The sequence below is a fragment of the Paenibacillus sp. FW101-FHT12H11 genome, from assembly GCF_058790355.1.
Window position 1 is genome coordinate 54463 of sequence record NZ_JBYTCO010000006.1, and the last position, 13694, is coordinate 68156.

Genomic DNA, 13694 nt, shown 5'->3' on the forward strand with positions numbered 1-13694 from the left:
TTCTCATGAGCGATACAACAACACAACAAACCGGCTATCAGGGGTGGCTTGAATACCACCCAATTGCGCTGAATCAGGTTGAACAATATGCCGGATACAGCGGAATTGTTTGTACGGAAAAGGAAGAAACAATTCAAACGGCTGTCCAAGAACTCTCCCGCGGCATCGGCAAGATGCTAGGCAAGGAGCTTGCTGTCTCTGAAAATGGCGAAGACAGAGTTGTGATTGCGCTGGGCACATTTGGCGGCGGTAATGCGCTGGTAGATCGCGTTTTTGACGTAGGGACTCGATCAGCTGTTAAACCTGAAGGGTTTGCGATCAAAACGGATCAAGCGAGCGGCAGCCTTGTTATCGGTGGTTCGTCGGCGTCCGGTGTTTTGTATGGCGTCTTTCATTTGCTTCGACTTATTAGCACTCATCAATTCGTGAACAACTTAGATGTTATTGAAAATCCAGCGAACATGCTGCGCATGATAAATCAATGGGATAATATTGATGGTAGTATTGAACGGGGCTACGCAGGAAAGTCGATATTCTTTGAAAATAACCGCATCACAACGGATTTGACGCGCGTTCGCGATTATGCAAGATTGCTGGCTTCTTCGGGGCTTAATGCGATTTCCATCAACAATGTGAACGTTCATCACTGGGAAACGAAGTTCTTGACTGGAGAGTACCTGCCGGATGTTGCTAGGGTAGCTGGTGTATTCCGTTCGTACGGCATCAAGCTGTTCTTGAGCGTCAACTATGCCAGCCCGCTTGAAATTGGCGGCCTGTCGACGGCGGATCCTCTTGATCCTGCTGTACGCGAATGGTGGCGTGTTAAAGCAGCTGAAGTGTACGCCGCGATTCCGGATTTCGGCGGCTTCCTGGTGAAGGCGGACTCGGAGAACCGCCCAGGGCCGTTTACGTATGACCGCGATCATGCGGACGGCTCGAATATGCTGGCGGAGGCGCTTAAGCCTTACGGCGGCATCGTGATTTGGCGCTGCTTCGTCTATAACTGCAAGCAGGATTGGCGTGACCGGGCGACGGATCGGGCGCGGGCGGCGTATGATCATTTTAAACCGCTGGATGGAAGATTCATGGATAATGTCATTCTGCAGGTGAAAAATGGCCCGATGGATTTCCAAGTGCGGGAGCCTGTTTCTCCGCTGATTGGCGCCATGGAAACGACGAATCAAATGATCGAATTCCAGATTACGCAGGAATATACCGGGCAGCAGCGCCATTTGTGCTACCTCGTGCCACAATGGAAAGAAGTCCTTGATTTCGAGACTTACGCGAAAGGGGACGGCTCCAGTATTAAACGTATTGTCGATGGTTCTCTGTATGGCAATCGATTTAGCGGTTTTGCCGCCGTCTCGAATATCGGGAACGACACTAATTGGACAGGCCATTTGTTGGCGCAAGCGAACCTGTATGGTTACGGCCGTCTGGCATGGAATCCAGAGCTGTCCGCGGAAGAGATCGCGGAGGAGTGGATTCGCATGGCGCTTGGCGCGGACGAGAAGCTGGTGAGCGTTGTTATGGGGATGCTCATGGACTCATGGAGCATCTATGAAGGGTATACGTCGCCGCTTGGCGTGGGTTGGATGGTGAATCCAGACCATCATTACGGCCCGAACGTAGACGGCTACGAGTATTCGAAGTGGGGGACGTACCACTTTGCGGATTGTCATAGCATTGGCGTCGATCGGACGAAGGCGACAGGGACCGGCTATGCTGCGCAGTACAAAGGCATGAACTACGACATCTATGAGTCGGTTGAAAACTGCCCGGACGAGCTGCTGCTGTTTTTCCATCACGTGCCGTATACGCATGTGCTGCATTCTGGCGAAACCGTGATTCAGCATATATATAACACGCATTTCGAAGGCGTGGAGCGGGCTGAGCAGCTGGTAGCTAAGTGGGCTAGCCTGGAAGGAAGCGTGGGCGAGCTGGTGCATAAGCATGTAGCGGATCGTCTCGCGGAGCAGGCCGCCCATGCACAAGAATGGCGCGATATGATCAACACGTATTTCTTCCGGAAAAGCGGCATTGCGGATGCTTTGGGAAGAAAGATTTATTGAGAATAGCAAGGAGCAGCTTGTTTCGCTGCTTCTTTTTTTATGCGCCGGGTTCTGGAGCAAGCGAAGCTTACCCTATATTTGTGCTGAGCACTCCACTCCATGAACTTTACTTCAATCTCTTGAGCGGTGGCTCTTTGGTAGAGGTAGGGGAACTACAGGGCACTACTTCATCGAAATAGGCCTTTTTTCGCACGGAGCGGAACTGTGGGCCGTTATTTATCCGTTTTCTTAAAGAAATCCGGATTAGGCGCTCAAATAAAGCCCTGTAGTTCCGCTTGAACGCGGAAAAGGTTTGAATTGACTAGAATAGCGCCCTGTAGTTCCTCAAGGATGTATCGTTGACCAACTTAACTCAGAACGTGGTTACTGGGGCGACAAGTGGACCAGAGGTGGGAATTAGCAGGAGTTATCGGCGTTATTTACAGGGAGATACGCCGTCCCCCCCTCTTTTCGGGATATTTTAAAAGAATTCGATGATTCCTCTCATTTAGTACCTGAAGATAAGCCTTTATACTTGAGGTATACAAGTAAACAGACTAACTGCAGAGGTGAACTTACATGAATCGTTCCACAGCCGTTGCCGTGAAAGCCGCTGCGAGCACGAAGAAACGCCGTTCTTTCCTAAGTCGCTGGGACGCGCCAATTGCGGGATATTTATTTATTTTGCCATGGCTGCTCGGATTTTTCGGGCTTACCGCGTATCCCATGTTTTTATCGTTGTACTACTCCTTCACTGACTACACGCTGATGGAACCTATTAGTTGGGTCGGATTTCATAACTATGAGAGAATCTTCACGGCAGACGCGAAGTTTCTGCAATCCGTCAAAATCACGTTCTTCTACGTGCTGGCCTCCGTACCTTTGAAGCTGGTAGCGGCTCTACTAGTCGCTGTACTGCTGAACAAAGCCATGAGAGGAATTTCGGCTTACCGTACGGCGATCTATTTCCCATCCCTGATTGGGGGCAGCATCGCAGTATCCTTGCTATGGCGGAACATTTTCGGCGTCGATGGTATTTTCAATGAAATCCTTGCGAAGTTCGGCATTCAAGGCATTGGCTGGATTACTAATCCGAGCACGGCCTTGTGGACGCTTATTTTATTAACCGTATGGCAATTCGGATCCTCGATGGTTATTTTCTTAGCGGGACTGAAACAAATCCCAAGTGATCTGTATGAAGCTTCCGGCGTGGACGGAGCGAACCGATTTGTACAGTTTTTCAAAATTACATTGCCGATGCTTTCACCAACTTTATATTTCAACTTGATTATGGGCGTTATTAACGCGTTTCAAATGTTCACCTCGGCTTACGTCATCACAAACGGCGGTCCGATGAACTCGACTTACGTCTATGCCATGTACTTATACGAGAGGGCCTTCAGCCGTTACCAATTGGGGTACTCCTCTGCATTGGCCTGGATCATGCTCATTATGATTGTTATCGTGGCGGCTATTATTGCGGGCACCTCCAAATACTGGGTATTCTACGAAACCGATGCAGGAGGTAAAAAGAGCAAATGACGATCAAATGGAATCAAGCTGTCCGTCACTTATTCATGATTGCCTTCAGCTTATTGATGGCTTATCCGGTCCTTTGGTGGATCGGCGCTTCGCTTAAATCCAATAGCGAATTAAGTTCGCCGAACTTATTTCCGGCCTCGCCGCAATGGAGCAATTTTGTGAAAGGCTGGAATTCGGTTCCGGGACATTCGTTCACTGACTTTTATCTCAACACGTTCGGACTAGAAATTGCCGTTCTTGCCGTAACTTTGATTTCCAGCACGCTTGTCGCATTCGGTTTCGGCAGACTGAATTTCCCGCTCAAAACCTTCTGGTTCTCGCTGCTTATGGTCACGTTGATGCTTCCGGGACAAGTGCTCATTATTCCGCAGTATGCGATGTTCCATCAGTTGGGATGGGTGAACACATACCTGCCGTTTATTGTGCCTCATTTGCTCGCCAGTGGCGCTGGTGGAACATTCTTCGTCTTCCTGCTCATCCAATTCGTACGCGGTATTCCGAAAGAACTGGATGAATCGGCGAAAATAGACGGCTGCTCCTGGTTCGGTATTTACTGGAGAATTGTTATGCCGCTTACGAAACCGGCAATTGTTACGGTCATGATTTTCTGCTTCCTTTGGAACTGGGACGATTTCCTAGGGCATCTGCTCTATATTAACTCGGTCGATAAGTACACGGTCGGTCTGGCTCTTCGGATGATCAATGATTCCCAGTCCGGCCAAGAGTGGGGCCAGCTGCTGGCGATGTCGCTTGTTTCGATTGTGCCTGCGACACTTGTATTCATGTTCCTGCAGAAGTACTTTGTCGAAGGGATTGCAACGTCGGGCATTAAAGGATAAGATGAAAAACAACTAAGGAATCCATAGAACGGTAAAGCGGCGAAGCAGTTTCGTTGTTTTACCGTTTCTTTCGCCTAATCGGATACTTAATGGGAGCGAATACCGCATGACGAATCCATTCAAAAAGTTTAGAATCGATCACCTGTTTTTCCGCAGTTTTGCCGGATTTATTATCGTTGTATTGGCTTGCAGCGTATGGGCCAGTTATAGCATATCGTCCAAAGAGCTTGCCCAAACGACATTTCAATACCAACAGAAGCTGCTCGATGAGCTGAATAACGAAATCACGACAAGGCTTGTTACCATTGAACAAATCTCTTTATCTACATCGCGCGACAACGAGCTCATTACCTTCCTGGCTAATAAGCAAGATGAGTTCGATCGTTATCGGAGATCCATTGGCGTTGAGAAAGCGCTTGCGAACTTGACGTATTCCATTCCACTCATCCAAGGCATTGATTTGTATATGAACCGACCGCTAGAGGGCGATGCCAAGAGCTACATTCAGTTCCGGGACATGGCGGATTTGGATAAGCAGTCCTGGTCAGGGCTGTTGACGGGCAATGATTTTACATGGTCGATTGAGCATTTGATTCCCAGTTTTCAAGGCGATGTGCCGGTCCTGAGCTTTGCCAGAAAAATTATGTATGACGACAAATACTTAGGTGTGCTGGTCATCCACGTGAAAGCGGATCAGATTAGAAGTTTGCTGGCGGGTCATTCTTCGGAAGCGAACCGGATCATGATTGACTCGCGGGGAGAGCAGTTTCTCAAGATTGGTCAGATCCCGGATCATAACGAATTGTCCAAATGGATGGAAAGCGGTGTGAAACAGAAGCAGTCGGGTTATGTGCGCACCAAAGGCAGCAGCGAAGCGGGCGACTCCCTCTTGGTTTACTCAAAGTTACTCGATTCTACCTGGACGCTGGTTGAAATCACGCCTTGGCAGCAAATTACCGCAGGCAGTATCAGGCTGGCCGAAGTCATCGGCATCATTGGTATTGCGGCTGTTCTGCTGACGCTGATTTTGACGCACTTCTTGAGCCGCCAATTCACGAAGCCCATTAAGAAACTTGTGAGCGCAATGGGCGTCTATTCCGTAGGCGGTAATAATGTGGAGCTTCCAGTCGATTATCAAAATGAGTTCGGCTACTTGTTCGCTGGTTACCGCAAACAAAATGAGCGAATCGAGGAGTTATATCTCTCTTTGCAGCGCAGGTACGAACAACAGCGCAAGGCGGAAATTGAGGCGCTGCAGGCGAATATTAACCCGCATTTCCTCTACAATACGCTGGATCAGCTGAATTGGATGGCGATTGAGGCGGGGCAGGATGAGATTAGCCGTATTTTGGAGCTCATGGGACGTATGTTTCGGATCGGCCTCTCGAACGGGGACAGCTTTATTACGATCGGCGAGGAACTTATGCACATCGAGTGTTATTTGGAAATTCAACAGCTGAGGTGGCGAACAGGGCTCGAGTATGGCATCGAGGCGTCCCCGGACCTCCGCAACCTGTTCATCCCGAAGCTGACACTGCAGCCATTTGTGGAAAATGCGATTGTTCATGGCTTTAACTCACGCCGTCAGGGTCACATTCAAATTCGACTGCTGGATTCACTGAATACTATTTCAATTGTGATTGATGACGATGGCGTTGGGCTTCAGCAAGTGGTGGAAAAGAAACATAAACGCCATACAGGCGGTTATGGTATTCGCAATGTTAGAGAGCGAATTGCGGGATATTTCGGTGGCGAGTATGGCATTACGCTGCAGGAACGGCCAGAAGGAGGAACGCGTGTCGTCATTGTGCTGCCCCGTCTGGTTCAGCCGCCCGTGAAGGATCAGATAGAGAAAGCGGAGTAGTTCGTTGTATTTTAAAATAAATCGTTCAATCCTCTCATTTCAAAGATGGGCTTGTATTGATAGTATAAAGGTAAGTGATCAAATAGGAATAATGAAGCCTGGAACAAAAGTTTGTTCCGGGCCGATGTTATATGACATAGCAGTTATCATCAAACAAAGGTTGAAGTTAAGGAGGCGAGCGTTGTGTGGAAAATCGCGATCATTGACGATGAACGCCAAGTTCTTCAAGGAATGAAACGAGCCATACCTTGGGACGAGCTTGACGCAGATTGGGTTGGCGAAGCGCTCAACGGGCAGGACGGACTGGAGCTCATTCGAACGGCTGCCCCGGATATTGTCATTACGGATATCTATATGCCGGTCATGAATGGCCTTGATATGATTGAGCAGCTAAGAAAAGAAGGCTTCGGCGGGAAATTTATTATTTTGAGCGGATACTCGGATTTTGAGCATGCGAGGCAGGCGCTTCGGTGCAATGTGAGTGATTATTTATCTAAACCGATCAGCGTTCCTACGTTAAAAACGATTCTTGGCAAAGCTATTGGAGAGCTAATGGAAGAAGAAGAGAAGCGGATCAAGCAGGACGAGCTTCAACAGAAATTAATGCTGTACGAGCCTTTTATAGAAAAAGAATGGGTGAAATCGGCGGTTGCCGGAACCCTGGACAGCTCCTATCGGATTGAGGATCGGCTGCCGAAGCCGTACCGCTTCTGGTGTGAGAGCAAACATGTGGTCATAGGCATTGACCTGATTCGAGATGTTCGAACATCGGACCTGTCGCTGCCGGATTGGAGCTTGTTCCGTTTTGCGATTAGCAATATCGTCTGCGAGGTGGCGCGCGAAACTTTCCCGGCCATTGAATATGTAGAGCTTCATGGATCGCGGGCTGTGCTTATCCTTCATCCTCAAGCGGACAGCTCGCAGCAAGAGCTGGATCAGAAGCTCGGCAAGCTGGGGATCAGGCTCATCGATTGCATCAAAAGTTATTTGAAGCTGGTCATTCGTGTGGGCATCGGGGGCACCAAAGAAGCTTGGACGGAAATGCCGGATTCAACGGAGGAAGCGTTTCGAGCGATCGATTTGCGGGATCGCCGTGTTGATTCGGCTTATGATTTGTTCGTGTATAGCGAAGAAATGAGAAAAGATCAGGGGACGCTGGTGATGCGGCCGGCCAAGTTTTATTTTGAATTAGCCGGTGCGATGAAGGCTTCACAGGAATCGCAAGCACAGCAGCTTGTGGCGCAGTATATCGATCAGTTAAAGGAACAAAAAGGGATAACACCGGACTATGTGCAAATGTTGGCGGGGGAGCTATGGGGTATTTTTGCCTATTGCCTCTATGAGGTCGGCATGGTGCTCGATGATATTTTCCCGAATGATCAGATTGTGAAAGAAATGGTTGGATTGACATTGCCCGGGCAATTAAGGGAATGGCTTACGGCCAAAATATCGGTTATTTTCAACAGCAGACAATGGAAAGGGAACAGCAAACACAGACAAGCCGTCGATTTTATGACACAATATATTCATGAGCATTACGCGGATGACATGACGCTTGCCGACTTGTCGGATAAGGTGTATATCTCGCGAAATCATCTGTCGATTATTTTCAAAAACATGACCGGAGAAACGTTCAATACTTACTTAACACGCGTGCGTATTGAAAAAGCCAGAGAACTGTTGCTGGAAAGAAACATGCTCGTTTATGAAGTGGCGGAGCGCGTGGGCTACAAAAACGTGCCCTATTTCAGCACGCTTTTCAAAAAATTTACCGGCATGAACCCGACAGAACTCATTAAATGATGCCAGAGGGAGAAAGAAGAAATGAATGGACAACTACCTGCAAAAATGAAAGCGGCTGTCATGACGAAGCCGGGAACGATTGTGATGGAGGAGCGCCCAGTCCCGCAAGTTGACGCGAATGAAGTATTGGTCAAGGTGATGGCTGTCGGGGTATGCGGTTCGGACGTTCATTATTTTGAAAATGGCCGAATTGGCCGCTACGTGGTCGAGAAGCCGATTATTCTCGGGCACGAATGCGCGGGCATCATTGTCGCTGCAGGCGCTTCGGTGACTAACGTGAATCTTGGCGACCGTGTTGCCATCGAGCCAGGCGTCACTTGCGGACACTGCCAGGCGTGTAAAGAAGGTCGTTATAATTTGTGCCCGGATGTGCAGTTCCTGGCTACGCCGCCAGTGGACGGTGCTTTCGTTCAATATATGAAAATCCGCGCGGACATGGTATTTGCGATTCCGGAACATTTAACCTTCGAGGCTGCGGCGCTCAACGAGCCCTTCTCCGTCGGCATTCACGCGGCTAAGCGCTGCAACTTGCAGCCGGGTTCGACGGTTGCCATCATGGGCATGGGCCCGGTCGGCTTAATGGCCGTTGCGGCAGCAAAATCATTCGGTGCCAGCCGGATTATCGTCACGGACTTGGAACAGGTCCGCTTGGAGGCTGCCAAACGGTTGGGCGCAACGGACGTCATCAACGTCAAAGAAGAGGATGCGGTTCAGCGCATCAAGGAGCTGACGGATGGGCTTGGCGCTGATGCCGCTTGGGAAACGGCCGGCAATCCGAGAGCTTTGCAATCAGCGCTTTACTCCTTGCGCCGCGGCGGCAAGCTTGTCATCGTGGGCTTGCCTGCCCAGGATGAAATCCCTCTCAATGTCCCGTTCATCGCTGACAATGAGATTGATATTTATGGTGTTTTCCGGTATGCCAATACGTACCCGACAGGCATTAAATTTCTTGCCGGCGGCGGCATAGACACACAAGCGCTCATTACAGACCGCTATCCGCTTGAACAGACGCAAGACGCGTTGGAACGGGCGATTCATAATAAAAGCGGCAGTTTGAAAGTCATGGTATATCCGAACGAAATCCTGTAAACGCAGAATGGGGAGGTAGTTATGATGAAACCAGTAAAATTCAGCTTGATCGGCGGTGCCGGTTTTCGCGCGCAATATTTCCTACGCATTGCACAGGCGCTGCCTGAGCGGTTTGAAATTAGCGGGATGGTTGTCAGAAGTGAAGACAAAGGCAAGGAAATGGAAGCGAAGTGGGGAACAGCTACATACCGGTCGCTTGAACAGCTGTTGGAAAACGAGCATCCTGATTTTGTCGTCGTTTCTGTTTCACCTTCACAAAGTCTGGATTACCTTCTGGCGTTGGCGGAGCGGGGAATTCCCGTTTTGTTGGAAACGCCGCCGGCTCCTGATTTGAGCGGACTTCAGCTATTGTATGAGCGATTAACTCTTACGGGTGCGCGTATTCAGGTAGCGGAGCAGTACCATCTTCATCCCGTTCAACAAGCGCGATTGGAACTTATTCGTTCAGGCCAGTTGGGTAAAATTACAGAAACAACGGTTTCCATCTCACAAACCTATCATGCCGTTAGCTTAATTCGGAAAATGTTAGGGGTCAATTTCGAAGATGTTCGCATTAGGGCGATGCGTTTCGAGTCCTCGTGGGTTCAGGGGCCAAACCGCAGCGGTCCGCCAACAGAAGATAAGCTTATTCCTTTGCAGAGAGATCTGGCTTGGCTGGATTTTGGCGATCGGCTGGGCATTTATGATTTTACGAAAGACCAGCACCGCTCCTGGACACGCTCCAATCATTTATCCGTTAGAGGGCAGCGTGGGGAAATTTTCGATAACCGGGTTCTGATTCAGCAGGAATCATGCACAGAGCTTCGAATGGAGCTGAAGCGCATGAACAGAGGCGAGCTGGAAAACGCGGAAGGGTATTACCTGAAAGGAATTCTTTGCGGCGATAAATGGGTGTACGAGAATCCATTCGCTCCTGCTAGATTATACGATGATGAAATTGCCATTGCCGCATGCCTGCAGAAAATGGCTGAATATGCCTTTGGTGGGCCAAGCTTTTATAGCTTGGAAGAGGCTTCGCAGGACCATTATCTCGGGATGATGATCGAGAAAGCTATTTCAACCGGGGAAACGATCACGACAGAGCCGCAGTGTTGGGTGCCCAAATCATAAGTGAGGAGCAAGCGGAATGCCTATTCCTCACTCATTCAAGAGAGGCTTACTCAACCAGTTTGACATCGACAATGACTTCAAGATCTTGCCCGCCGGCTCCGCGATAGACCCCTTTGACAGGGACGATATCGTTATAGTCGCGACCATGGCCTAACTTGATATAACGCCAGTTGACCTCGCAGTTGTTGGTGGGGTCATACCCGAACCAGCCGCTGCCTGGGATCAGGCACTCTACCCAAGCATGGGAAGCTTGCGTGAATTCAGCGCTGCCTCCTTGCAAATCGCCGACAAAATGATAGCCGCTGACGTATCTGGCAGGTATCCCCTTATCCCGGCAAACGGCGATCATTAGATGCGAATAGTCTTGGCATACGCCTCGTCTTAGCTTCAACATTTCACCCACTGTGGTCTGTACGGACGTAGCAGAAGGATCATAGGTGAAATCGCGATGGATTGTTGTATTGATAGTGCTCAGCAAGTCATACAAGGAAATATGTTGGTCGTTAATGGCATCTGAATAGGCCTTAATTTCGCTTGTGAGCCCTGTGTAGCTTGTAGGGAGCAAGTATTCCGCGTATTCATTTTGAAAATCATCGCTGAGCCGCAGCGCCTTCTCCTCAAAAGGGGAGAGTGCTGCACTCGGGATGTTATCGTTATCGTGAGTCACAACGGTAGACTTCATTTTGATGGTGAGCTCTCGGTGGATTTTATTCACGGTGAAGGCATGCACCCGATTATGAAAGTAATCCGAATACGTAAAGAAAGCAGATACAGGTTCGGTGATCAAACTGTGATGATAGCAGGATTGACGATTGTCGGTCAGCGGTGTTAACCGGACTTCATTGACACTGTCTTGCACCGTATCTGCGTAAGAATAACGTGTGATATGCGTAATCTCCAGCTTCTTCATGCAATGACCTCCTCCCTGGAGGGAAAAAAGACTTTGGACATCCGCATGCCCATCAGGTTGCACGATTCACGGAGAGCATGCAGGGCCATTTCCAATTTACCGGATAAAATATCTTCCTCGTCCATGCAGGCCAGGTTAGCTTTCACTTTCCCTGCCAGCTTGGCTAGTTTGTGTACCGTCATGTTCAAATCGGGATCTTCTAGCTGGATGCTCTTTAAGGAACGTTCCATCGCTTGAAAAGAGTAGCTGATCGATCTCGGGAAAGCCTCATGCAGCATCAGGAATTTGATGATATTGGTCAGGTTCACCGTATCCGCATATTCTCTGCGGAACGATTCATAACCGCTGACTGACTTGAGAACAGAGAGCATAAGCGGGTAGGAGGACATTTCCTCTTTGGCGTAGTCCTGGCATAAGGATTGCAGCAAGCGAAGCAAATTCTCCGCACGCTCCAAATATCGTCCTGCTTCTATGAAATGCCATTCATTTTGGCGCGGCATGACAGAGGTGGCAGCTCCGTGAAACATCGATAAATGGTCACGGACGTATCGGTAAAATAAATGCGGTGAATCGCTAGTGATATCACGGACATCTTTTTCTTTTAGCCACAAATATAAGCCATTCATAATATCCCATAGCTCAGCCGGCATCTTCTCGCGTATATTGCGCAGATTGGTTCGCGCATGATTGGTGCAGGCGAGCAGAGAGTTTACATTATTTTTATCCAGTGTAATGTATTGAAGGACGTGCTGCTCCGTGCAACTGCTGTATTGTTCGTTAAAAGCAGCTCTGTCGCCGATCGTGTCGATTAACCGGCTCCACATTTGACCGCTGCCGCTCTCCCGTTCCTCGCGGATATGATAATAAACATCAATTAACCTCGCGTGATTCTCTGTTCTTTCCGTGTACCGTCCGATCCAGAATAAAGCTTCTGCTGTTCGTCCCATCATCACCATGTTCCGCTGCCTCCCGTCAAAATGTGGATTTCTACGAATTCGTCACCCATGTGTCTTTGCAACCCCCGCCCTGGGAGGAATTCACGACAAGTGAACCTTCTTTGAGCGCTACTCGCGTAAGTCCGCCGGGAATCACGTCGATCGTTTCGCCTGCGATAACGAAGGCTCGAAGATCAATATGGCGTGCAGCCATTTGGCCATCCATCATGACAGGCGCTCTCGACAGCTGAATGGTGGGCTGGGCGATATATCGATCAGGGTTCGCGATAATTTTCTGCCTGAAATCCGCCAGCTCGCTCTCAGAAGCCGTTGGTCCTATGAGCATACCGTATCCACCGGAAAGGGACGTTTCTTTGACGACCATCGTGCTCAAATGTTCGAGGACATGCTCGCGTTCATCAGGTCTCGAAAGAATGTACGTAGGCACGTTATTGAGAATAGGTTCTTCCTTCAAATAGTAGCGAATCATATCTGGAACGTAGGCGTAGATGGCTTTATCGTCCGCTACCCCTGTGCCTGGCGCGTTCACGATGTTGATGTTGCCGGCGCGGTAGGCATTCATGATGCCTGCAACGCCTAGCAGTGAATTAGGGTCAAAAGCAAGCGGATCAAGGAAATCGTCATCAATTCTGCGATAAAGCACATCAATTTGGCGAAGCCCTTTGATACTGCGGATGTACACCTTGTGATCGATGACGACGAGATCGTTCCCTTCTACAAGCTCGATTCCCATTTGCTGAGCAAGGAAGGTGTGCTCGAAGTAAGCTGAGTTATAGCAACCTGGAGTCAGCAGGCCAATAACGGGATCTTTTTTTCCGGAGGGACTAAGTCTGCGCAAAGCGGATAGAAACACATTCAAACTTTTTTCGATATCTTGGATGGAGTGACTAAACACGAGCTCGGGGAATAAATGCGTCATGATGGAACGGCTCTTATATAAGTAGGAAAATCCTGACGGCGATCGGAGATTGTCTTCAAGAACAAAGTATTCGCCGTGCTCATCGCGGATTAAGTCAATGCCTGAAACGGTTACGTACACATCATTAGGAATGGATAAACGCATCATTTCCGGCCGGAAGTAGCAGTTCGAGAGAACCATTTTTCTTGGAATAAGGCCATCCTTGAGAATGTTTTGGTCATGGTAGATATCCTTGAGGAATAAATTCAGCGCCTTCACGCGCTGCCTAAGCCCTTTCTCAAGCTTCAGCCATTCATCCCTTGGAATGATGCGAGGAATGGGATCGAAAGGAATCGTGCGTTCGAGCGCTTCGGTCTGATCAGGACTGTACAGTGTGAAGGTGATGCCTTCTTCCATCATCCGTTTCATGGTGGCTGTTTGGCGCTTGTTCAGATTGCCGGACTTCATCGTCATGAACTGGCGAAATACCGTTTGATAATGCGAACGAACCGAATAGGCGTTCATAAACATTTCATCGTAAAAGGGGTGGGGATTATAAGGCGTGGTGACCAGATTCTCAGGTTTTGACATCGCAGCTTCCTGGTTTCTTAACTATGCATTCGGAAGCTACA

Annotated in this window: 10 protein-coding genes; 7 read left to right on the forward strand and 3 right to left on the reverse strand. The window is 49.1% G+C overall.

Features of this window, described 5'->3' with window-relative positions; genetic code table 11:
- Positions 1 to 5: 5 nt before the first annotated feature.
- The 7 genes from AC3WTJ_RS20050 (at position 6) to AC3WTJ_RS20080 (ending at position 10298) form a co-directional block, all read left to right on the forward strand.
- A complete protein-coding gene (locus tag AC3WTJ_RS20050) occupies positions 6 to 2072 on the forward strand; it encodes an alpha-glucuronidase family glycosyl hydrolase (RefSeq protein WP_492523347.1) in 2067 nt (688 codons plus the stop codon).
- A 558-nt stretch (positions 2073 to 2630) separates the two neighbouring features.
- Positions 2631 to 3593: a carbohydrate ABC transporter permease gene (locus AC3WTJ_RS20055; RefSeq protein ID WP_492523348.1), complete on the forward strand. Its 963-nt coding sequence runs from the start codon at positions 2631 to 2633 to the stop codon at positions 3591 to 3593.
- Complete coding sequence (locus AC3WTJ_RS20060) at positions 3590 to 4432, forward strand: carbohydrate ABC transporter permease (RefSeq protein WP_407871195.1); 843 nt, start codon at positions 3590 to 3592, stop codon at positions 4430 to 4432. The genes AC3WTJ_RS20055 and AC3WTJ_RS20060 overlap by 4 nt, the downstream gene beginning before the upstream one ends.
- A gap of 106 nt (positions 4433 to 4538) precedes the next feature.
- Positions 4539 to 6296, forward strand: coding sequence for a cache domain-containing sensor histidine kinase (locus AC3WTJ_RS20065; RefSeq protein WP_492523349.1), 1758 nt, complete (start codon positions 4539 to 4541; stop codon positions 6294 to 6296).
- A 183-nt stretch (positions 6297 to 6479) separates the two neighbouring features.
- On the forward strand, positions 6480 to 8099 hold the full coding sequence (locus tag AC3WTJ_RS20070; RefSeq protein WP_492523350.1) for a response regulator: 1620 nt from the start codon (positions 6480 to 6482) through the stop codon (positions 8097 to 8099).
- A gap of 21 nt (positions 8100 to 8120) precedes the next feature.
- Positions 8121 to 9188 carry an NAD(P)-dependent alcohol dehydrogenase gene (locus AC3WTJ_RS20075; RefSeq protein WP_492523351.1) on the forward strand — a complete coding sequence of 356 codons (1068 nt, stop codon included), beginning with the start codon at positions 8121 to 8123 and terminating at the stop codon, positions 9186 to 9188.
- Between the two features lie 21 nt (positions 9189 to 9209).
- Positions 9210 to 10298: a Gfo/Idh/MocA family protein gene (locus AC3WTJ_RS20080; protein WP_492523352.1), complete on the forward strand. Its 1089-nt coding sequence runs from the start codon at positions 9210 to 9212 to the stop codon at positions 10296 to 10298.
- A 46-nt stretch (positions 10299 to 10344) separates the two neighbouring features.
- Here AC3WTJ_RS20080 and AC3WTJ_RS20085 read toward each other — a convergent pair whose 3' ends face one another.
- Genes AC3WTJ_RS20085 through AC3WTJ_RS20095 form a run of 3 tightly spaced genes read right to left on the reverse strand, consistent with a single transcriptional unit; the run spans position 10345 to position 13653 of the window.
- Positions 10345 to 11208 carry a transglutaminase family protein gene (locus tag AC3WTJ_RS20085; protein ID WP_492523353.1) on the reverse strand — a complete coding sequence of 288 codons (864 nt, stop codon included), beginning with the start codon at positions 11206 to 11208 and terminating at the stop codon, positions 10345 to 10347.
- On the reverse strand, positions 11205 to 12164 hold the full coding sequence (locus AC3WTJ_RS20090) for an alpha-E domain-containing protein (protein ID WP_492523354.1): 960 nt from the start codon (positions 12162 to 12164) through the stop codon (positions 11205 to 11207). The genes AC3WTJ_RS20085 and AC3WTJ_RS20090 overlap by 4 nt, the downstream gene beginning before the upstream one ends.
- A gap of 31 nt (positions 12165 to 12195) precedes the next feature.
- Complete coding sequence (locus AC3WTJ_RS20095) at positions 12196 to 13653, reverse strand: circularly permuted type 2 ATP-grasp protein (protein ID WP_492523355.1); 1458 nt, start codon at positions 13651 to 13653, stop codon at positions 12196 to 12198.
- Positions 13654 to 13694: the final 41 nt, after the last annotated feature.